Here is a 21182-nt window from a genome sequence, read left to right as displayed (position 1 = left end):
GACCTTAAAGCGTAGCAGGTGATGATGACGGCTCCTGGCTAAAAAGGCGCAGCAGGGTCTCTACCTGCTCATCCAGCGGGGCGAGAGTGCGCTTCACAATCAGATGCAGCGGCGTGGCGCGGCGGACACCGTGGCTCAGCGGAAGCATTCGCAGTACGCCTTGCTCCAGCTGGGGCTGAATGCGTTCCTCAGGCAGCCAGCCGTAGCCGACCTGCGAGACAACGGCCTCTATGGCGGCATCAATGGTTGAGAACGTCCACGACTGGCTGGCGGCCCGCGCGGCGTTCTGGCTGTCCGCAATCTGGATAAGCGGCCACGGATGCAGCATCTCATCGCTTAGCGGCGCGTCGAGGCTAAAGAGGGGATGCTGGTGATGCGCCACGGCGACAAAGTCGATATTCATCAGCCATTCGCCGAGCCCGGTAATGTCATGGCGGCGGGTTAGGACCATCACATCGGCTTCGTTATTCATGACATCGGCGCGGGTGTTTTCCAGCACCTCCGTGAGACGGACCTGAGTTTGCGGATACTGCTGCTGAAACTGACGCAGGATGGCGAACAGGCGGCGGCGCGGAAAAATCGAGTCCACGACCAGGTCCAGCCGCGTGCGCATCCCGTTACGAAGGGTCGCCGCGCGCGTCTCGACGTACGAAAATGCTTTCAGCAGCGGCTTAACCTGGTTGAGAAGCAGTTCTCCGGCGGGGGTCAATACGGCCCGACGCCCTTCTGGGACCAGCAGCGCCACTCCCAGCCTTTCCTGCAGCAGCGACAGGTTATAGCTCACCGAGGATTGGCTGCGGTGGGTTTCTTCCGCGGCTTTGGCAAAGCTGCCCGCTTCCACGACTCGTTCCAGCAGAGACCATTGTTCCAGCGTCGTCTTGTGCATAATTTATCTAAAAATTGGATGGGTTTGATTAAAACATAGCGTTATTCATTCATTTTTTGAAGGCTTAAGATCGTCTCATCAAAACAAGGAGACATCATATGAACACATTCGACAAACATGACTTAAGCGGCTTCGTGGGCAAACATCTGGTGTATACCTATGATAACGGCTGGAATTACGAGTTTTACGTTAAAAACGAAAACACCATCGACTACCGTATTCACAGCGGGCTGGTGGCGAATCGCTGGGTTAAAGATCAGCAGGTTTACATTGTCCAGGTGGGCGAGAGCATCTATAAAATTTCATGGACTGAGCCAACCGGCACCGACGTCAGCCTGATTGCGAACCTGGGAGACAGACTGTTCCATGGCACTATCTTCTTCCCGCGTTGGGTCATGAATAACCCGGAAAAAACCGTCTGCTTCCAGAACGATCACATTCCGCTGATGAATAGCTATCGCGATGCTGGCCCGGCCTACCCAACGGAAGTGATTGATGAATTCGCGACAATCACCTTTGTACGCGACTGTGGCCCTGACGATGACAGCATTATTGCGTGCCCGGCTAGCGAGTTACCTGCAAACTTTCCAGATAACTTAAAATAAGCGCGACAATTAACTAAACGGAAAAGTTCCCGGTTATTTCTATTTCGATGGAAATAATCGGGATTTTTTTTGTTTGTTGATGTCTGGTTTAAAATAACATTTAGAAAAGATTGTGGTAGATCACGAAATAAATAATTCATAATTAACTAACTCCTTGTTTTTTAATTATTTAATATTCTTATCGTAACATTTAAAAACACCATCTTAATTTTTCCTAAGAAATGAACGCTACCTTGATATGAGTTTATGGTTCGTTGAAATAAACGAAAAGGTAATTGGTTAATATCAAGCGCGTGCCATTCTTATTGCAAGGAAAATAATGATGAGTGATTTTTTGCCTTTTTCCCGCCCGTCGATGGGTAATGAGGAATTAGCGGCGTTGCAGGAGGTATTAACCTCCGGCTGGATCACCACCGGACCTAAAAATCAGGAACTTGAAGCGGCATTCTGTCACCTGACGGGGAACCAGCACGCGATTGCCGTCTGTTCAGCAACGGCAGGCATGCACGTCACGCTGATGGCGCTGGACATTGGCCCGGGCGATGAGGTCATTACCCCCTCCCAGACCTGGGTTTCCACGCTGAATATGATCGTGCTGCTGGGCGCCACGCCGGTGATGATCGATGTGGACAACGATACGCTGATGGTGACGCCGGAAGCGGTTGAAGCCGCCATTACCCCGCGTACCAAAGCGATTATTCCCGTGCATTACGCCGGTGCGCCGTGTGATATCGACGCCATTCATACCATCGGTGAGCGTCACGGTATTCCGGTGATTGAAGACGCAGCCCATGCCGCCGGAACGTACTACAAGAACCGTCACGTGGGCTGGAAAGGCACGGCGATTTTTTCCTTCCACGCCATCAAAAACATGACCTGCGCGGAAGGCGGTTTAGTCGTCACGGATAACGCTCAGCTTGCCGCGCGGATCCGCAGCCTGAAATTCCATGGCCTGGGTGTGGATGCCTATGACCGCCAGACGCACGGTCGTGCGCCGCAGGCAGAAGTGATCTCCCCGGGCTTTAAGTACAACCTCGCGGATATCAACGCCGCGCTGGCGCTGGTGCAGCTGGGCAAGCTGAAAGAGGCCAACACACGCCGCGAGGAAATCGCGCAGCGCTACCTGCGGGAGCTTGCCGATACGCCGTTCCAGCCGCTGAGCATTCCGTCATGGCCACACGTTCACGCCTGGCACCTGTTTATTATTCGCGTTGATGAAGCGCGCTGCGGGATCTCACGCGACGGCCTGATGGCGGCGCTGAAGGAGCAAGGCATCGGTACCGGCCTGCATTTCCGCGCGGCACACACCCAAAAATACTACCGCGAGCGTTTTCCTGATGTATCGCTTCCGAATTCGGAATGGAATAGCGCGCGTATTTGTTCTCTCCCTCTTTTCCCGGACATGACTCATGACGACACAACCCGCGTCATTACCGCGCTCCATCAGCTTGCAGGACATTGATATGTTCAGCGCACCGCCTGTACAAAAAGTTTCTGTGGTGATCCCTGTTTATAACGAGCAGGAGAGCCTGCCCGAGCTGATCCGCCGCACCACGGCCGCCTGCGACACGCTGGGCAAAGCCTATGAAATTCTGCTGGTGGATGACGGCAGCAGTGATGATTCCGCAATGATGCTGACCGAAGCCGCCCAGGCAGAGGGGAGCCATATCGTCGCGGTTTTGCTAAACCGCAATTACGGCCAGCACTCTGCCATTATGGCCGGGTTCAGCCACGTTACGGGCGATCTGATCATCACCCTGGACGCGGATCTGCAAAACCCGCCGGAGGAGATCCCGCGCCTGGTGGCGAAAGCCGATGAGGGCTATGACGTGGTGGGCACGGTGCGTCAGAACCGTCAGGACAGCCTGTTCCGCAAGCTGGCATCGCGAACCATCAACCGTCTTATCCAGCGTACCACCGGTAAAGCGATGGGTGATTACGGCTGCATGCTCCGCGCCTATCGCCGCCATATCGTCGACGCCATGCTGCACTGCCATGAGCGCAGCACCTTTATTCCGATCCTCGCCAATACCTTTGCCCGCAAGGCAACGGAAATTCCGGTCCTGCACGCCGAGCGCGAGCACGGGGAGTCGAAGTACAGCTTTATGCGTCTCATCAACCTGATGTACGACCTCATCACCTGTCTGACCACCACGCCGCTGCGTCTGCTGAGCGTGTTCGGCAGCGTCATCGCCCTTGCCGGTTTTACGCTCTCCGTTCTGCTGGTGGTGCTGCGGCTGGTCTTTGGCCCGCAGTGGGCGGCGGAAGGGGTCTTCATGCTCTTTGCCGTGCTGTTTATGTTCATCGGTGCCCAGTTTGTCGGGATGGGCCTGCTCGGTGAATACATTGGCCGTATCTATAACGATGTTCGCGCACGTCCGCGCTACTTTATTCAACGTGTTGTCCGTCAGGAACACAAAGCATCTCAAGAGGAAAACCACCCATGAAAGCCGTTGTATTTGCCTATCACGATATGGGGTGCGCGGGCACGCTGGCCCTGCTGGAAGCGGGCTATGACATTGCTGCAATCTTTACCCATCCGGACGCGGCCGGAGAGAATCACTTCTTTGGCTCCGTGGCGCGTATCGCCGCTGAACGCGGAATTCCGGTATATGCTCCGGACGACGTTAACCACCCGCTGTGGGTGGATCGCATTCGCGCGCTCGCGCCTGACGTGATCTTCTCGTTCTACTATCGCAACCTGATCTGCGACGAAATCTTAGGTCTGGCCGCCAAAGGGGCGTTTAACCTTCACGGCTCTCTGCTGCCCGCCTACCGTGGCCGCGCGCCGCTAAACTGGGTGCTGGTCAACGGCGAAACGGAAACGGGCGTGACGCTGCATCGCATGGTGCACCGCGCGGATGCCGGAGCCATCGTCGCCCAGCACCGCGTGGCAATTGACGCGGATGAAACCGCGCTCGAGCTGCATCAGAAACTCTGTGCCGCGGCGCAAAGCCTGCTGCGTGACGCGCTGCCAGCGATCCTCAACGGCACCTTCAGCGAGACCGCGCAGGACGAAAGCAAGGCCAGCTGCTTTGGCCGCCGCGCGCCGGAAGATGGTCGTCTGGACTGGAACAAACCTGCCCGCCAGCTGCACAACCTGGTGCGCGCCGTGACCGATCCGTGGCCGGGCGCGTATAGCTTTGCGGGCGTAAGCAAATTTATCGTCTGGAAATCCCGCGTGCGTGACGATATCCCGGCGGCTAAACCGGGCACCGTCGTTTCCGTCTCCCCGCTGATTGTGAGCTGCGGCGAGCAGGCGCTGGAGATCGTCACCGGGCAGACCGACAACGGGCTGTACGTTCAGGGCACGCAGCTGGCGCAGTCTCTGGGGCTGGTGGCCGGGGCGCTGATCACCAGCGCCCCGGTGGTGGCCATCAAGCGCCGCACCCGCGTGCTGATCCTCGGCGTGAACGGCTTTATCGGGAACCACCTGACCGAACGTCTGCTCAAAGACGATAACTACGAGATTTACGGTCTGGATATCGGCTCTGACGCCATCAGCCGTTTCCTCAACAACCCGCGCTTCCACTTCGTGGAAGGGGACATCAGCATTCACTCTGAGTGGATCGAATATCACATTAAAAAATGCGACGTGGTGCTGCCGCTGGTCGCCATTGCCACGCCAATCGAGTACACCCGTAACCCGCTGCGCGTGTTCGAGCTGGATTTCGAAGAGAACCTGAAGATCATCCGCGACTGCGTGAAATACGACAAGCGCATCATCTTCCCGTCCACCTCTGAAGTGTACGGCATGTGTACCGACAAAAACTTCGATGAGGATGCCTCCAGCCTGGTGGTCGGGCCGATCAACAAACAGCGCTGGATCTACTCTGTCTCCAAGCAGCTGCTGGACCGCGTGATTTGGGCCTACGGCGAGAAGGAAGGTCTGCGCTTTACCCTGTTCCGTCCGTTCAACTGGATGGGCCCGCGTCTGGATAACCTGAACGCGGCGCGTATCGGTAGCTCCCGTGCGATCACCCAGCTGATCCTGAACCTGGTGGAAGGCTCGCCTATCAAGCTGATTGAAGGGGGGAGCCAGAAACGCTGCTTTACGGATATCAGCGACGGTATCGAAGCTCTGTTCCGCATCATCGAGAACAAAGATAACCGCTGCAACGGTGAAATCATCAACATTGGTAACCCGGAAAACGAGGCGAGCATTCGCGAGCTGGCAGAGATGCTGCTGGCAAGCTTCGAGCGCCACCCGCTGCGCGATCGCTTCCCGCCGTTCGCCGGTTTCCGCGAAGTGGAAAGCAGCAGCTACTATGGTAAGGGCTACCAGGACGTTGAGCACCGTAAGCCAAGCATCCGCAACGCGAAGCGCTGCCTGAACTGGACGCCGACGGTGAAGATGGAGCAGACCATTGATGAAACGCTCGACTTCTTCCTGCGCACCGTGGAGCTGTCGGAACAGGCCTCATGAAAAAAGTCGGTTTACGCATCGATGTCGATACCTTCAGGGGAACGCGTGACGGCGTGCCCAGGCTGCTGGAACTGCTGAGCAGGCACGGCGTGCGTGCCAGCATGTTCTTCAGCGTGGGGCCTGACAACATGGGACGCCATTTATGGCGTCTGGTTAAACCGGCATTTCTGTTCAAAATGCTGCGCTCGCGCGCGGCATCCCTCTACGGCTGGGATATTTTGCTGGCCGGCACCGCCTGGCCCGGCAGACGCATCGGCGCGGGTAATGAAGACATTATCCGCGAGGCGGCGGCGCATCATGAGATTGGCCTGCATGCCTGGGACCACCATGCCTGGCAGGCCTGGGCGGGCGTCTGGGATATCCCGCGCCTGTCCCGTGAGGTCGAGCGTGGGATGCTGGAGCTGGAGGCCATCATCGGTCAGCCCGTGCGCTGCTCCGCCGTGGCGGGATGGCGTGCGGATCAGCGAGTGGTGAAAGCCAAAGAGCATTTCGCGTTTCGCTATAACAGCGACTGTCGCGGAACCGGGCCGTTTTTGCCGCTGTTGGGCGAACATCGCTACGGTACGGTGCAAATTCCGGTCACGCTTCCCACGTGGGATGAAGTGGTGGGGCGCGAGGTGAAGGCGGAAGCATTTAATCGCTACATACTGGACCGCATCCATCGTGACGCCGGAACGCCAGTCTATACCATCCATGCAGAAGTGGAAGGGATTGCGTATCAGCATGATTTCGATGAACTGCTGACGATGGCCGCCCGGGAAGGCATTGCGTTCTGCCCGTTGAGTGAGCTGCTGCCGGACGACCTCAGCACCCTGCCCGTGGGCAAGGTTGTCCGTAATGAACTGGCTGGCCGGGAAGGCTGGCTTGGCTATCAACAAACCGTGAGTTCGGTCCCATGAAAACAGCCCGTTATGGCGTAGCGCTTTTCGCACTGTTTATCGTTTACTACCTCATTCCGGTCGATATCCGTCTGCTGTGGCAGCCTGATGAAACGCGCTATGCGGAAATCAGCCGCGAAATGCTGGCGTCGGGTGACTGGATCGTCCCGCATTTTCTGGGGCTGCGCTACTTTGAAAAGCCGATTGCCGGCTACTGGATCAACAGCATCGGGCAGTTGCTGTTCGGCCACACGAACTTTGCCGTACGCGCCGGGTCGATCTTCTCCACGGGGCTCGCGGCGCTGCTGGTTATCTGGATGGCCTGGCGGCTCTGGCGGGATAAGCGGACGGCCATTTTCTCCGGCCTTATCTTCCTGACCCTGTTCCTGGTGTATGGCATCGGCACCTATGCGGTGCTGGACCCCATTATTACCCTGTGGCTGGTGGCGGCGATGTGCAGCTTCTGGCTGGCGTCACAGGCCCAAACCGTTGCCGGAAAAGCGGGGGGCTATGTGCTGCTTGGGCTGGCCTGCGGCATGGGGGTGATGACCAAAGGCTTTCTGGCGCTGGCGGTACCGGTTATCGGCGTGCTGCCGTGGGTCATCGCCCAAAAGCGCTGGAAAGAGGTGCTGATTTTTGGCTGGCTTGCGATCCTGAGCTGCGTGCTTATCGTGCTGCCCTGGGGGCTGGCCATCGCGCACCGTGAGCCTGATTTCTGGCGCTATTTCTTCTGGGTTGAGCATATTCAGCGTTTTGCCCAGAGCGACGCGCAGCATAAAGCCCCGTTCTGGTACTACCTGCCGTTCCTGCTCGCGGGCAGCCTGCCGTGGCTGGCGCTGCTGCCAGGCGCGCTGCGTCTCGGCTGGAATGACAGACAAAACGCGGGCGGCGGGTTCTACCTGCTGGGATGGGTGGTGATGCCGCTGCTGTTCTTCAGCATCGCCAAAGGCAAGCTGCCGACCTATATCCTGCCCTGTTTTGCCCCGCTGGCGATCCTGATGGCGCGCTATGCCTGCTTCGCGGCGGAAAAAGGGGCCAGAGCGTTGCGCATTAATGGCGGGATTAACCTGGCGTTTGGCGCTATCGGCGTGGCGGCGGCGTTGGTGGTCTCACCATGGGGGCTGGCTAAGCATCCGGTCTGGACGTCGGTTGAACTGTATAAAGTCTTCTGTGCGGTGGTGGCGTTCCTCATCTGGGGCGCGGTAGGCTGGTTTACGCTCAGGCAGAGCCAGCAGCGCTGGTGGCTGGCGGCGCTGTGCCCAGCCGGGCTGGCGCTGCTGATTGGTTTTGCCATTCCGAACCTGGTGGTGGATTCCAAACAGCCGCAGTCGCTGGTGGATACCGTGCGCGAGCCGCTTCAGGGCAGCCGTTTTGTGCTGACGAATAACGTTGGCGTGGCCGCGGGCCTGGCGTGGGAGCTGAAGCGCAGTGACATCACGCTGTTTGCTCAGAGCGGCGAGCTGCGCTACGGGCTGGATTATCCCGATGCGAAAGATCGTTTTGTCAGTGAGGACGACTTCGCGCAGTGGCTGGCAACGCATCGTAAGCAGGGGAGCGTGTCATTGGTGATGCTGCTGTCTAAGCGTGACGATATTTCAGAGGCAAATTTACCGCAGCCGGACAATCTCTATATCCAGGGACGTCTGGCCCTGCTGGAGTATCTGCCGAAGTGATGACCTGGACCTGGTTGATACTGGCAAGCCTGCTGAGCTGCGTGGGACAGCTGTGCCAGAAACAGGCTACCCGTCCGGCGAAGGCCGGGCGGCGTGGGGCGCATATCGCGCTGTGGCTTGGGCTGGCAGTGCTGGCGCTGGGCTGCGGGATGCTGGTCTGGCTGGTGGTGCTGCAGCGCCTGCCCGTCGGCGTGGCTTACCCTATGTTGAGCCTCAACTTTGTCTGGGTGACGCTGGCGGCGAAGGTCATCTGGCGTGAGCATGTTGCTGTGCATCACTGGCTGGGGGTCGGGTTCATCATCATGGGGATTATCGTGCTGGGAGGAAGCCTGTGAAAGGCGCGTTCTGGGCGTTATGCAGCGTGCTGTTAGTCAGCGCCTCGCAGCTGTTGCTGCGCGATGCCATGCAGGCTCTGCCATCGGTCAGCGATCTTCTGACGTTTATCTCCGCGCTGTGGCACGTTTCGTCCGGCACGGGCGCGCTGCTGCTGGGGTTAACGGGGTATGTGGCCTCCATAGGGTGCTGGTATCTGGCGCTGCATCGCATGGCGCTCAGCAAAGCGTATGCCTTGCTGAGCCTCAGCTATATCCTGGTGTGGGGCGCAGCAATTCTGCTGCCCGGCTGGGGGGAGCGCTTCTCCTGGCATGGGCTGCTGGGCGTCGCGTTGATTATGCTGGGTGTACTGGTGATTTTCCTGCCCCGACGTGAATAATCGACTCGGTGGTCAGGATAAAGGGTGTTGGGGTACAAACGGCCAGGCTCAGGGAGCCGAGCTGTAGCTGACTGACCGCGTGCGTCTGCGCCGTGCTGTCGATGCTGACAATCTGCCAGGCGCTGCCGCCACGCTGTTTAACAATCGCTTCTTTGCGCGTCCAGATACGCCAGAAGGCCGAAAGCTGCTCCTCCGGCGCTTCACGCTCCAGCTCGTCGTGCTCAGTCAGGCTGAAAACGGCGTTGGCCAGCGCCTGCCAGTTCTTGCGTGGGCGAATCACTTCGATATCGCAGCCCACTTCGCCTTCATCGCTCATCAGCAGGGCGATATCGTCTCCGCTATGGCTCAGGTTGAACCACAGCGGCTCCCCCTTCGCAAAGGCCGGTTTCCCCTGCTCGCCGTAAATGATATCGGGGAGCGGGTGGGGGGATAACGTTCTGGCGAGCAGCGTCCGGCCAGCCAGCCAGGAAGCCTGTCGTGCACCCTGAGGTGCCGTATCTGCGAGCGTTGACGCCAGCGGGTCCGCGCAAAGGGTGGAAATTTTTCCCAGTACAAACCGGTACATAGTTACGCCCAGCGTTTAATGATAATCGAGGTATTGATGCCGCCAAACGCGAAGTTATTGCTCTGCAGATACTCGCAGTCAATCTGACGGGCTTCTCCCATAATATAATCTAAAGCACCGCATTGCTCATCCGGCTGCGTTAAATTGAGCGTCGGGGCAAACCAGCCTTCGCGCATCATCTGCAGGCTCATCCACGCTTCCAGCGCGCCGCAGGCCCCTAACGTATGGCCAAAATAGCTCTTCAGCGAGGAAACCGGCACGTTGTCACCGTAAATGGCAGCCGTCGCCAGGCTTTCGGCGATATCGCCGCGGTCGGTGGCGGTACCGTGCGCGGAGATATACCCCATATCCCTTGCGCTTAACCCCGCCATCGCCAGCGACTGCTCCATGCAAATTTGCATGGTGTCACGCTGCGGCTGGGTGATATGGGCCGCGTCACAGTTGGTGGCAAAGCCCACGATCTCACCGTAAATGGTGGCCCCGCGCGCTCTGGCGTGCTCCAGCTCTTCCAGTATCAGTGTGCCTGCGCCTTCCCCAATCACCAGCCCATCGCGCTGCGTATCGAACGGCGAGGGAGTGGTTTTGGGTTCGTCGTTGCGCTGGCTGGTGGCAAACAACGTGTCAAACACCGCCGCTTCAGATGGACAAAGCTCTTCCGCGCCCCCCGCGACCATCACGGTTTGATACCCGTGGCGAATGGCCTCCCAGGCGTAGCCAATCGCCTGGCTGCCGGAGGTACAGGCGCTCGACGTCGGGATGACGCGGCCACGTAGCCCAAAGAACAGGCCAGTATTCACCGCCGTGGTGTGCGGCATCATCTGGACGTAGGTTGTCCCGGTGATGTTATTGGTGTGCTTTTCGGTGAGCATGGTCGCGAATTCGCTGACCGGGCCGGTGCTGCCTGTTGAAGAACCATAGGCGATGCCGGTTTGCCCGTTGGTGAGCACCGCTTCGCCAATCAACCCTGCCTGCTCCAGCGCCAGCTCGGTGGCGCGGGTCGACATCAGCGACACGCGGCCCATGGCGCGAATACGCTTGCGGGTATAGTGTTCCGGCAGCGTGAAATCATCGATCGGCGCGCCCAGCAGGGTATGCAGGCCATCATACACCTGCCATTCCGGCATTTTCCGCACCGCGTTTTCATACGCCAGCAGCCTGCTGGAAACGGACTGCCAGTTCTCGCCAAAGGCGGTCACGCCGCCCATGCCCGTAATCACCACGCGACGCGTCATAGCATTCCTCCGTTAATCGAGATGACCTGGCGGGTAACGTAGCCCGCGATATCCGACATCAAATAGCTTGCCAGCCCGGCGACCTCTTCGGCCTGGCCCATACGTTTCATTGGGATGATGGACATGGCTTCTTTGAGCGCGGCCTCCTCCATCTCAATCATGCCGGTATCAATCAGCCCTGGGGCAATGCAGTTCACGGTGATTTTGCGTTTTGCCAGTTCAATCGCCAGCGCTTTGGTGGCGCCGATAATGCCCGCTTTGGCCGCGCTGTAGTTCACCTGGCCGCGGTTGCCCATCACGCCGGAGACGGAGGACAGGGTAATAATGCGCCCGCCTTGACGGGTGCCGATCATGGGCATAATGCAGGGGTGAATGACGTTATAAAAGCTGTCGAGATTGGTGTGGATCACGCTGTCCCAGTCGTCTTCACTCAGCGCCGGAAAAGCACCGTCGCGGGTAATTCCGGCATTGCTGACCACGCCATACCATGCGCCATGGGTTTCGATCTCCTGCTCCAGCACCTCGCGGCACTGTTCGCGGTTGCCCACGTCAAACGAGAGTAAACGGCCGCTGCCGCCCGTCTGCGTGATGGCGTCCAGCGTCTCCTGCGCGCCTGAGGCATCGCGATGGTAATGTACGCCGACGGTGAACCCGTCAGCGGCAAGCTGGCAGGCGATGGCACGACCAATGCCTTTGCTGGCCCCTGTGACCAGTACGGAACGACTCATGCGTGGGATCCCTGATTAAAAAGCGATGTTAATTCTTCTGCACTTGGCTGGAAGGTGTTGACCCGGCCCGTGGCCAGCGTCTCTTCCCCTGCGCTAATCGTGCATTCAAAACTGCCGAAGCGTTCGTCCTGCATCAGCAGTCTGACGGTAATGTCCAGCGTTAAACCTGTGGCGAAACGTCCGCTGGCGCAGACCAGCTCGCGCGCGCCGAGCACCATGCCCAGTGCGATATGTTCCTGTCCCTGCCGCTGACGATGCCAGCCTGACCAGACGCCAACGGTCTGCGCCATCAGCTCAAGCGCGTACCAGCCCGGCAGGTCGCCATCGGCATTCAGAAACGGTGCCAGCACGCTTTGCCTATTGACCGCAACGCGGCAGACCGCCGTGTCGTCCGTGACGCACTCAACGGACCCCAGCAGCATCATGGGCGCATCGTGCGGCAAATAGGCTTCGGGTGACAGGTAGCTCATGACGCTCTCCCCAGCAGAATGCTGGCGTTGTTGCCGCCAAACGCGAACGAGTTAGACAAAATCACCGGCTTTTTCAGGGCGGTGCGCTGGTGCAGCAGGCCGCACGGTGCCAGCGTCTCGTCCGGGGCGTAGCGGGCAAAATCCTGCGGCGGCAAGGGCAGATCGCGCGTCAGGATAAGCCAGCTTAAAGCCGCTTCGGTGATGCCGGCAGCGCCCAGCGTGTGGCCGGTAAGGTGTTTGGTTGAACTGCACGGCACGCTTTCCCCGAAGAGATCGTGTACCACTTTAGATTCAATCTGATCGTTAAGCGGCGTGGCCGTGCCGTGCAGGTTGATATAGCCGACGTCCTGCGGCTGCATCCCCGCGTCGTTAAGCGCCTGCGTGATGGCTCTCATCGCCCCTTCGCCCTGCGGATGCGGCGCGGAAATGTGGTACGCATCGCTGGATTCGCCCGCCCCCAGCAGCGCCACGTCGGCGGGATCGCGGCTCAGCACCATCAGCGCGGCGGCTTCACCGATGGTGATCCCCCGGCGGTCGCGGCCAAACGGCTCACAGAGCGTGGGGGAGAAGGATTCAAGGCTGTTGAAGCCGTTGACGGGCATGCGGCTCAGGGTATCGGCCCCGCCGACAATGGCGATGTCCACCAGCCCGGCTTCGATCAGGCGTTTACCGCCGATCATCGCCCGCGCGCTGGAAGAGCAGGCCGTCGAGATCGTATAGGCCGGGCCGTCGAGCTGAAGCCAGTTGGCCAGGAAGCGGGACGGATCGCCCAGCTCCTGCTGGGGATACTGCCAGCGCGTGCTGGTCTCGCCGTCGGTCATGCGGCGTACGTGCTCATCGCCCTCATCCAGCCCGGAGGTACTGGTTCCCAGCACCACGGCTACGCGGTCGCGACCGACGCGGGCGATAGCCTCGTCAACGGCGGGCTGGATCTGCGCCAGCGCGGCCAGCAGCAGCTGGTTGTTGCGGGTGCGGTGCGCACAGAAGGTGTCCGGGATAGTCGGCAGCTCGCCTTCCACGCCGCCCAGTACCGCTTCGGGTGTTCCCTGCAACCAGCCGGTCCGGGCATGCATCCCCGGCGCCACGCCTGCCGTCAGGTTTGCGGCAATCTCGTCAGGCGAGTTGCCCAGCGCGTTGACCATGCCAACAGCGGAAATATAAATCATCTCAGTCACCCAGATATTGAATGGTGATGTGGTATTTGAATACGTGCTGCTCGATGCTGATCGGCTCGCGCTTGCCCTTGCGCTGTAGGTAGACAATCTCCGTCACCAGCTTGCCGCTGGCGTTGCGCAGCTCGCGCCGATCGCCATTGTCCTTCAGCGTCCAGCCCTTCGGCAACTGCGGCTGCCAGGCGCTAATCGGCCAGTGGCTGAGCATTACGTCTGCCAGCACCTGGCTGGCGGGCGGCAGCTGCGGCACGACGATAGACTGCTCGGTATGAATACCGCTCTCATCGTACGTTGCCAGGAACAGACGGATCCCCACGGAGGAGAGCCCGGCCAGCGTGACCTTATGCGCATCCGCGTTGAGCATCACCAGCAGGGACTGCGTTTGCCCGTTAAAGCTGCCGGTCAGCAGCTGCTGGGAGCTTACCGCCGGGCTGATGCCGGGCGGGGGCAGCGTGACTTTGGTTCCCGGCTGGAGCCAGGCCTGAGGCCGCGTCTCTTGGGTATCGGTCGAATGGCTGCAGCCTGCCAGCAGCAGCGCCGCGGCCAGCGCGACGGCGCGATAAACAGCGTTCATTTACGTTTTCTCTCTTTCTTATCCGGCATCGCCAGCGGGGCCAGCAGGAAGGCGGTGAAAATACCGCTTACCAGCACAATACCAAAGCTGCTGATGGCCTGGGTGGCGCTGAAGACGAGCATGCCCAGCGTCAGCAGGGTGGTCATCATCGCCAGGGTAATTGCCAGCATCGAGGTCAGCGGCGTACCGCGCGGGTTGCTGAAAAACAGCGTGTAGTTAATGCCAATGCCGAGCACCAGTACCAGCGCCAGCAGTGAAAACAGGTTCACCGGGTGGCCCGTTGCGGCCAGCACCGCCAGCCCGCAGCTCAGCGACAGCACGGATGGCACCAGGCTTATCAGCCCTTTACGCCAGCCGAGGCGCAGCATCGCTCCGCAGGTAATCACCGCCAGCGCGGCAAAGAGTAGCCCCGTCAGCAGCGTGCGGTAGAGGGCAAACAGGCTGTCAAAGCTGGCTTTGCGATCGACCCAGACGACGCCGTCATGGCGCGCGGCCAGCTCATCGAGCGCCGCGCTGTTTTTCGCGCCGTCCACCGGCACCAGCACGCCGCTTTCCCCGTCGGGCAGGGTCAGCCAGAGCAGACGCCAGCCTTCGCTGGCCGGGCTGTTAAGCCACGCGTCCACGCTGACCGGCATGGCGTCGAGATTCGGGGATACGGCGTTAAGCCCGGCGCTTTTCAGCACGTTCGTCACCGCAGGGGCGGCGTTCCGCAGCAGCGTAAGGTCGCTTTTCTGGCGGGCCAGCGAGTTCAGCGGCAGGGTGCGCCAGCGGGCAATCTCTCCCGCTTTTTGCGCCTCGGCCAGCGCCGGGGTAAAGGCTTCCAGCCGCTCCAGCGTTTGCTGGGGCGAAGCGCCATGCACCACAAACCATTTCTGATCGACGCTTTGGCCGGTCAGGGCGGTAATGGCTTTCTCCTGCGTCAGAATATCTTTCGGCAACGCCTGCAGCTGGGCGATGTCGTCGTCCACCTTCAGGGTGCTCATTCCCACGGCGGAGAGCAGCGCCAGCGCGACGGGCAGACCAACGGACAGTTTTTTACTGCGTCGCCAGGCGGCCAGCCAGCGCAGCATCAGGACCATAAAGGGAACCGGGCGCACCGGCAGACCCCGGCACAGCCACGGATGCCAGAAAATCACCGTCAGGCAGGAGGCGCTCAGCCCCACGGCGGCAAATACCGCCATCTGGCGGATCCCGGGGAAGGGGGCCAGCATCATAATCAGGTAGGCGGCGACGGTCGTCAGCAGCGCCAGCAGCAGCGCATTGCGCACTTTCGCCAGGCTTTGCCAGGGGGAATGCTCCGCGCCGTGGACCATCCGTTCGGTCAGGTAGTAGAGCGTGTAGTCGGCCGAAATACCGATGATGCTCATGCTCATCACCAGCGTCATCAGGTGCAGTTCGCCAAAGAGCAGCAGCGTCACCACCGTGCCCGCCAGTGCGCCGATGGCAATCGAGAGCACGCTCAGCAGCAGCGGGCGCAGAGAGCGGAACACCGCCACGATCAGCAGGAACACGCCAAGCAGGGTGGCGATGCCCAGCGTCGAGACGTCGCGCTTGGCCTGCTGGCTGGCGTAATCGCTGTAGAACACGGTTCCGCGCGAAAGCAGCTGCGCCTGCGGATAACGCGCTTTCAGCGTCTGTTGCAGCGCGTTAAGCGTCGTCACGAGCCGGTGGGTCTGCTGCATATCAAATGATGAGCCCGCCAGTTCGCCGTGCAGCAGATACCAGTAGTTCCCCGCTTCATCTTGCGTGACCAGCCAGCCGTCCATCAGCCGCAGCTTCTGGCCGTTTTGCGCCAGAGCGAGCTGCGAGCCGCGCATCAGCATCAGCGGATCGTTTTGCAGCTCTTTGCCGCTGACGCCGGAGAAGGCGGAGTAGAGCTGGGATAAAATCCACTGCGCCTGTGCTTCTCCGCCGTTTTGCAGGCGGGCGCGGGTGGCCGGGTCAATCAGCCCGTTGCGGTGCTGCCAGAAGAATTCTCCCCAGGCCTTTTGCCCGGCGGCGTCCATCGGGCCCTTAACCTCGCGGAGCGAGTCGCTGCTGTGCAGCAGTTCAAGCCACTGCTGCGCCACGCGCGGATCGGGCTCTTTGCCGGGGCTGACCAGCCAGACCAGCTGGCGGTCGAGACGCTGCATAAACCCGTCGTTGAGCGCCGGTGGGATCGCCCCCAACGTCTGCTTCGGCAGCATGGCCAGCACGCTGCTGTTCAGACGCGCGCCGGGCAGCAGCGACAGCAGCACGCCCAGCATAACCAGACATACCGTGGCCCACAGCAGCGCCGGGCGCAGGGATTTACGGTGCGGCAAAGCGTTGGCGTTCGTCATCGGTCAGGGTGGCGGGCGTCAGTTGGTGGTTTGAAAGGGCGATATCGGTACGGTCGCCCTGCTTATCGTTCAGGCGAATCGTCTCCAGATAGGTCGCGCCGCCCAGATCGAGGGTGGCGAAAATCTTGTCCAGCGGCGTCGTTTTTGGCGTAAGCACCAGCGACCAGCGGCCCGCGCCCAGGTCTTTAAAATCGATGCGGAAGTTCTCTTCCAGCACCTTGCGGTCGGCCTGGAACAGGGCCCGCAGCAGGTGGTTGAACTGGAACATCTGCGGATTATTGTCGGCGGTGATGGTCTGCGGCGGCTGGCCGTTGATCGCCTGAACCATCCGCTTGTCGTCCAGCAGGAGTGTCATCGGAAACGGCGCTTTTTGATCCCACAGCAGGCCGCTGTCGCGGGCGATCAGCATCTCGCCCTGCGAGCGCAGCGGCTGCGGCATATCTTTTATCGTGCGGACCTGTTCGAAGTGCGCGCGCACCACGGGCTGCTCGGTGAAGCGCTGCTGCAGTTCATCCAGCGTCACGGCGCTGACCAGCGGGCTGACGATCAGCGCCAGCAAAGGCAACCATTTCATGGCGTGACTCCCATACGTTCAAACAGAATTGCCGGGCTGACAAAGCACATTTCGCGGGTGGCTTCTTCGACCGCCACCTGGATGGTGTACCCGGTGGTAGTGCGTTTGCCGGTCTGCGCATCGAATATTTGATAGGCAATGCGCAGACGGTTTTCATACTCTTCAATCTGCGCGCGGACGCGAATGCGCTGCTCAAAGGTCACCGCATCGCGGTATTTCACCCGCGTGTCGACAACGGGCCAGACGTAGCCGGAGGCCTTCATCTGGCGATAGCCATAGTCAAACTGATTGAGCAGCGCCTCGCGGGCGATCTCAAAGTAGCGGAAATAGTTGCCGTGCCAGACCACGCCCATCATATCGACGTCGTGGAACGGAACGGTGATCTCAACTTCAGTCGTAAAGCGGGGATCGGTCAGCACCCTTTACTCCTTCTCTCTGGACTCTGGCAGATGCCAGAAATCGAAAAAATTAAACCAGTCGAGCGGCGACATCAGGGCGTAATGCTCCAGCCGCTGCGCGTAGCGATCGACGGTAGCCTGCAGCGCCTGCTGGCGTTCCCCGCGCGGCAGGATCAGCGGGTCGGCAAATGGCTCGCTGTGCAGGACAAGCTTCCCCTGCTGGCGCAGGGCGAAAATCAGCACCACCGGACAGCGCAGAATGGAGGCCAGGATAAACGGCCCCTGAGGGAACGGCGCGGGCTGGCCCATGAACGGGCTCCAGATCACCCGCCACTCGCCGCCACGCTGCGGATTCACCGCGATGCGGTCGCCCACGATCGCGACCCATTCTCCGCGCTCAAGCTTCTCTTTGATGGCGATGGCGGTGTCCGGGCCGATGTCGGTGACCGACATCAAATTCACGCCGGCCTGAGGCGCCATTTCGCGCATAATTTGCTTAAAGCGCTGGGCGTTTTCGCTGAAGACCAGGGCGTTGATGGTTTTGCTGCCGTCCAGCTGGGCCAGCGCCCGGCAGGCTTCGACGTCGCCAAGATGCGAGGCCAGCAGCAGCTTGCCCTGCGGCGCCTCGATATTAAGCGTTTCGCTCGCGCCGGGGGCAAAGACCACGTCGCGCGTAAACTTCAGCTCGCCACGCCAGCTGGCGACTTTGTCCAGCATCGCGTTGCCGAAGCGCATGAAGTGGAAAAAGCTGTTGAACCGTGGGGGAACGGGCATGTTTCGCTGAGTCAGAACCAGCTTCACCCGCGAAATCCACTGCTGCGAAGCCTGGCGCGCCTGCCGCGCGATAAGCCAGTACACGCCGATCACCGGCCACAGCAGCACGGTAAAGGCCCGCCGTCCCAGCAGCTGCCAGACCCGCAGCATCAGGCGCATCCCCCACAGACCCTTGACCTCGTCCTGCTGCGCCCAGTGCTGGCCGCGTCGACGGAAGATCAGGCCGGGAATGCGGGGCAGCATGCCGAAGAACAGCCGGGTATGCATCAGGGAGATCCGCACGTTATCTTTTAACGCGTCGAAATGGGACAACCCGTCCTGCGGGTAGGTCACACGGGTGGGCAGAAAGACGCTGGTGTTGCCTTGCCAGTAGAGACGGACCATCACTTCGGTGTCAAAGTCCATCCGTTTACCGAGCGTTTCACGCGCGGCCAGACGCAGCGTGGGCGCGACCGGGTAAACACGAAAGCCGCACATGCTGTCTTTAAGCTGCAGCGATAAGGTTTCAATCCACACCCAGACGTGGGTGACCCAGCGTCCGTAGAGTCGCGAACGCGGAATAGAATCATCGTAAATGGGCTGGCCGGAAATCAGCGCGTCCGGGTGGCGCTCCGCCAGCGCCAGCAGTTTGGGAATATCTTCGATGGCGTGCTGGCCGTCCGCATCCACCTGCACGGCGTGGGTATAACCCGCACGCGCGCACTCCTCCAGCCCCCTGATGACCGCGGCACCTTTCCCGGCGTTTTGTGCCAGACGGACCAGCGTCATCTGCGGCTGCTCTGCTGCGAGGCGCTCCAGCTCCTGACGGGTGACGGCTTCGCTGCCGTCATCCACCACCAGGCACGGCAGGCCAAACGGCGCGAGACGCGACAGCACGCTGGCGATCATGGCGCCGTGGTTGTAGCACGGGATCAGCACGCAGGGGCGGAAGGTTACTGACATAGACGAATTTTCCCGCTGCTGGCGGTATGGCGTTCAGCCCCGTCATGACGCAGGTAGCTGAAGGACAGCATTTTGCGTTCGGCGTGCCACTCAAGCACCAGCGTCACCGTGGTTTCCGGCAGCAGAGGCGCCTGGAACTTCACGTTTTGAATGCTGTGAAAGCGATAGCCTGGTGCCAGTAAGGTCGTTGCGTAGTGCATCACCCAGTCAAGCTGCGCAACGCCGGGCAGCAGCGGCTGTACGGCAAAATGGCCCTGAAACCAGAACAGAGAGGCGTCGAGATGTAACACGATCTCCAGCTTCTCCGGCTGTGCCTGATGGCGCTCGATTTCATGAATTTTCATGAAATAACTCCTCTAACTGCGCATAGACACGCTTGTTCATACTGTTTACCGGCATCTCGTCCACAACGCGCCAGTAGCGCGGCACGGCGACTGGCTCAAGCCACGGCAGCAGGGCGCGACGCCAGGCGAACTCCTGCGCTTTTTTGTCCTGCATATACCCGCGCTGACGAACCGCTTCGTCCAGCACCAGCAGTGCGCCAATCCCCTGACGGCCCCCGCGCGTAACCGGCAGCGCAGCCGCTTCGCAAACGCCGTCGAGCTCCAGCAGGCGACGTTCGATCTCGTTAAGCGAGATGCGCTTTTCTTCAATTTTGACCACCCGCCCGCGACGCCCGGCGATGCTGAACAGCCCCACGCTGTCGAAGTGGAGGATATCGTCCAGCTGGAGTCCTTCAACCTCATGGATCAGCGGCGACGTGACGCGGCAGGCTTCGCCTTCCTGATGGAAGTTTACGCCGGGGAAGGGCAGCCATGGCAGGCTATCTTCCCGGCGATGGCGCCAGGCGAGGATCCCGGTTTCGGTGCTGCCATAAATTTCGTCCGGCCAGATGTTAAGCCAGCCAGCGGTGGTGGAGACGTCACACCAGGGCAGCATTCCACCTGCGGAAATCAGCATCCTGACGGGCGGCGCGGCCAGCTCGGTATCCAGGCGCTTCAGAAACGCCGGGCTGCTGATGAACAGATAATGCCGGTCATGAGGAAGGGCGGCCAGCTGCTCTGCGTAGTAGAGCATCGCGGCATGCAGCGGCAGGCCCATCGCCATCGGCAATACGATGCGGAAGGTGAGGCCATAGAGATGTTGCGGGACGACGGAGGCCACAACGCTACAGCCAGCCAGACGCTCGCCGAAACGGTCAGCCAGCAGGCGGGCTTCGCGATTCAGGCTGGCGATGTGCTTAATCACCCGGCGCGGCGTACCCGTAGAGCCGGAGGTGAACAGCTCAACGAAGCGGTTTTCGTCAATCGCGGGCAGGGGCGCCCAGTGGCCGATCGTCTGGTGGCGGGAGGCCACCACAATCAGCTTCCCATGGATATCGAGAGTGCGATCGCTCAGGACGCCGCTAAACAGATACTGCTGCTCCTCAAGCAGCGAAACGCGGCTATGGCCGGGAATGACCGGCGTTTTACCCGCATGCAGCGAGGCCAGCAGCGCAACGATAAACAGGTAGCTGTTTTCAAAGCACAGCGCCCAGCGCTCGCCTTCCTGCTGACGCAGGGTGTCGACCAGTAACGTCACGTCGTGGCGCAGCTGGCCCAGCGTCCAGGTACGATCGTCAAGCCAGGCGACGGGCGTGTCGTCTGGGCGGGGCGCGTTTAACCACTGGCCCAGCGGAAGGGGGTTATTCATTGTGCATCTCTTTTTTTATCACCCGCTGGCGCACCAGCCACTCTGTCGCCATCAGCGTCCCCATCAGGATGTAGGCCACCATACCGTTCCACAGCGTCCACAGATGCATGTCGCCGTGCAGGACGGTATACAGCGCCATCGCCCCGTTGCCGATGAAAAAGCCGCACCAGACGAGGGTCACCCTGCGGGTATAGCGCACGCCCTCCGGGGGCAAATTTGGCTCTCGCAGGCGCGCCAGGCGTTCAACCAGCGGCATCGCTGTCCACAGCGAACCGCCAAAAACGGCCAGCATCACAAGATTAACGACCACAGGGTAGAACAGCAGCCACTGGTGGGTTTTCAGCAGGTAGCTTGCCGCGCAGAGCGCGATCCCCGCGAGCGCCACGCACTGCACCACATATCGCATCGGGCCGGTGTTTCGCCGCGCCTGACGCAGCCGCAGCAGCAACAGCAGCGCCATCACGGGCAGCAGCCACGACAGGCTGTTATGCGTCAGCCCAAATCCAATCAGGAAGGGCCACGCCAGCAGCATCAACCCCGTCAGCAGTGGGATGAGCGGG

22 protein-coding genes are annotated in these 21182 nt (G+C 60.4%); 8 read left to right on the top strand and 14 right to left on the bottom strand.

Annotation, left to right across the window (positions count from 1 at the left end; genetic code table 11):
* Positions 1-4 precede the first annotated feature (4 nt).
* Complete coding sequence (locus tag MX657_RS20950; RefSeq protein ID WP_346806679.1) at positions 5-886, bottom strand: LysR family transcriptional regulator; 882 nt, start codon at positions 884-886, stop codon at positions 5-7.
* A 98-nt stretch (positions 887-984) separates the two neighbouring features.
* Between MX657_RS20950 and MX657_RS20945 the strand changes: the two genes are divergently transcribed.
* The 8 genes from MX657_RS20945 to arnF all read left to right on the top strand — a co-directional run bounded on the left by MX657_RS20945 (position 985) and on the right by arnF (position 9180).
* On the top strand, positions 985-1491 hold the full coding sequence (locus MX657_RS20945; RefSeq protein ID WP_119916311.1) for a phenolic acid decarboxylase: 507 nt from the start codon (positions 985-987) through the stop codon (positions 1489-1491).
* 322 nt (positions 1492-1813) lie between these two features.
* On the top strand, positions 1814-2953 hold the full coding sequence (arnB, locus tag MX657_RS20940; protein ID WP_119916312.1) for a UDP-4-amino-4-deoxy-L-arabinose aminotransferase: 1140 nt from the start codon (positions 1814-1816) through the stop codon (positions 2951-2953).
* A gap of 1 nt (position 2954) precedes the next feature.
* On the top strand, positions 2955-3938 hold the full coding sequence (gene arnC / locus MX657_RS20935) for an undecaprenyl-phosphate 4-deoxy-4-formamido-L-arabinose transferase (protein WP_218729187.1): 984 nt from the start codon (positions 2955-2957) through the stop codon (positions 3936-3938).
* On the top strand, positions 3935-5917 hold the full coding sequence (arnA, locus tag MX657_RS20930; protein WP_346806678.1) for a bifunctional UDP-4-amino-4-deoxy-L-arabinose formyltransferase/UDP-glucuronic acid oxidase ArnA: 1983 nt from the start codon (positions 3935-3937) through the stop codon (positions 5915-5917). Before arnC ends, arnA begins: the two co-directional genes overlap by 4 nt.
* The gene (gene arnD, locus MX657_RS20925) at positions 5914-6816 is read left to right on the top strand and encodes a 4-deoxy-4-formamido-L-arabinose-phosphoundecaprenol deformylase (protein ID WP_119916315.1); all 903 of its coding nucleotides are present in this window, start codon (positions 5914-5916) and stop codon (positions 6814-6816) included. The genes arnA and arnD overlap by 4 nt, the downstream gene beginning before the upstream one ends.
* A complete protein-coding gene (arnT, locus tag MX657_RS20920; RefSeq protein ID WP_346806676.1) occupies positions 6813-8468 on the top strand; it encodes a lipid IV(A) 4-amino-4-deoxy-L-arabinosyltransferase in 1656 nt (551 codons plus the stop codon). Before arnD ends, arnT begins: the two co-directional genes overlap by 4 nt.
* On the top strand, positions 8468-8803 hold the full coding sequence (arnE, locus tag MX657_RS20915) for a 4-amino-4-deoxy-L-arabinose-phosphoundecaprenol flippase subunit ArnE (RefSeq protein ID WP_119916317.1): 336 nt from the start codon (positions 8468-8470) through the stop codon (positions 8801-8803). Before arnT ends, arnE begins: the two co-directional genes overlap by 1 nt.
* The gene (arnF, locus tag MX657_RS20910) at positions 8800-9180 is read left to right on the top strand and encodes a 4-amino-4-deoxy-L-arabinose-phosphoundecaprenol flippase subunit ArnF (RefSeq protein WP_346806675.1); all 381 of its coding nucleotides are present in this window, start codon (positions 8800-8802) and stop codon (positions 9178-9180) included. Before arnE ends, arnF begins: the two co-directional genes overlap by 4 nt.
* Here the strand turns inward: arnF and acpT are convergent.
* Genes acpT through MX657_RS20845 form a run of 13 tightly spaced genes read right to left on the bottom strand, consistent with a single transcriptional unit; the run spans position 9137 to position 21154 of the window.
* Positions 9137-9745: a 4'-phosphopantetheinyl transferase AcpT gene (acpT, locus tag MX657_RS20905; protein ID WP_119916319.1), complete on the bottom strand. Its 609-nt coding sequence runs from the start codon at positions 9743-9745 to the stop codon at positions 9137-9139. The two genes, arnF and acpT, sit on opposite strands and share 44 nt — an antisense overlap.
* A 2-nt stretch (positions 9746-9747) precedes the next feature.
* Positions 9748-10977, bottom strand: coding sequence for a beta-ketoacyl-ACP synthase (locus MX657_RS20900; protein ID WP_217480420.1), 1230 nt, complete (start codon positions 10975-10977; stop codon positions 9748-9750).
* Positions 10974-11705 carry a 3-ketoacyl-ACP reductase FabG2 gene (locus tag MX657_RS20895; RefSeq protein WP_346806673.1) on the bottom strand — a complete coding sequence of 244 codons (732 nt, stop codon included), beginning with the start codon at positions 11703-11705 and terminating at the stop codon, positions 10974-10976. Before MX657_RS20895 ends, MX657_RS20900 begins: the two co-directional genes overlap by 4 nt.
* Positions 11702-12175 (bottom strand): 3-hydroxy-fatty acyl-ACP dehydratase, encoded by a 474-nt coding sequence (locus MX657_RS20890; protein WP_080329077.1) that lies wholly within the window; start codon positions 12173-12175, stop codon positions 11702-11704. The genes MX657_RS20895 and MX657_RS20890 overlap by 4 nt, the downstream gene beginning before the upstream one ends.
* Complete coding sequence (locus MX657_RS20885; RefSeq protein ID WP_218727743.1) at positions 12172-13341, bottom strand: beta-ketoacyl-[acyl-carrier-protein] synthase family protein; 1170 nt, start codon at positions 13339-13341, stop codon at positions 12172-12174. Before MX657_RS20885 ends, MX657_RS20890 begins: the two co-directional genes overlap by 4 nt.
* Position 13342: 1 nt before the next feature.
* Complete coding sequence (locus tag MX657_RS20880; RefSeq protein WP_061096835.1) at positions 13343-13921, bottom strand: DUF3261 domain-containing protein; 579 nt, start codon at positions 13919-13921, stop codon at positions 13343-13345.
* Entirely contained in the window at positions 13918-16242 is a 2325-nt protein-coding gene (locus MX657_RS20875) for an MMPL family transporter (RefSeq protein WP_346806670.1), read from the bottom strand. The genes MX657_RS20880 and MX657_RS20875 overlap by 4 nt, the downstream gene beginning before the upstream one ends.
* On the bottom strand, positions 16211-16816 hold the full coding sequence (locus MX657_RS20870) for a LolA family protein (RefSeq protein WP_119916325.1): 606 nt from the start codon (positions 16814-16816) through the stop codon (positions 16211-16213). Before MX657_RS20870 ends, MX657_RS20875 begins: the two co-directional genes overlap by 32 nt.
* On the bottom strand, positions 16813-17235 hold the full coding sequence (locus tag MX657_RS20865; RefSeq protein WP_061096838.1) for an acyl-CoA thioesterase: 423 nt from the start codon (positions 17233-17235) through the stop codon (positions 16813-16815). The genes MX657_RS20870 and MX657_RS20865 overlap by 4 nt, the downstream gene beginning before the upstream one ends.
* Before the next feature lie 3 nt (positions 17236-17238).
* A complete protein-coding gene (locus tag MX657_RS20860; protein WP_346806669.1) occupies positions 17239-18930 on the bottom strand; it encodes a glycosyltransferase family 2 protein in 1692 nt (563 codons plus the stop codon).
* On the bottom strand, positions 18921-19274 hold the full coding sequence (locus MX657_RS20855) for a hydroxymyristoyl-ACP dehydratase (RefSeq protein ID WP_119916327.1): 354 nt from the start codon (positions 19272-19274) through the stop codon (positions 18921-18923). The genes MX657_RS20860 and MX657_RS20855 overlap by 10 nt, the downstream gene beginning before the upstream one ends.
* Entirely contained in the window at positions 19261-20622 is a 1362-nt protein-coding gene (locus tag MX657_RS20850; protein ID WP_346806667.1) for an AMP-dependent synthetase, read from the bottom strand. The genes MX657_RS20855 and MX657_RS20850 overlap by 14 nt, the downstream gene beginning before the upstream one ends.
* Positions 20615-21154, bottom strand: coding sequence for a hypothetical protein (locus tag MX657_RS20845; protein WP_429844955.1), 540 nt, complete (start codon positions 21152-21154; stop codon positions 20615-20617). Before MX657_RS20845 ends, MX657_RS20850 begins: the two co-directional genes overlap by 8 nt.
* Between the last annotated feature and the right edge of the window lie 28 nt (positions 21155-21182).

Source organism: Enterobacter chuandaensis, from assembly GCF_039718975.1.
Classification (GTDB): Bacteria; Pseudomonadota; Gammaproteobacteria; order Enterobacterales; family Enterobacteriaceae; genus Enterobacter; species Enterobacter chuandaensis.
This window is presented reverse-complemented; position numbering and strand designations above follow the sequence as displayed.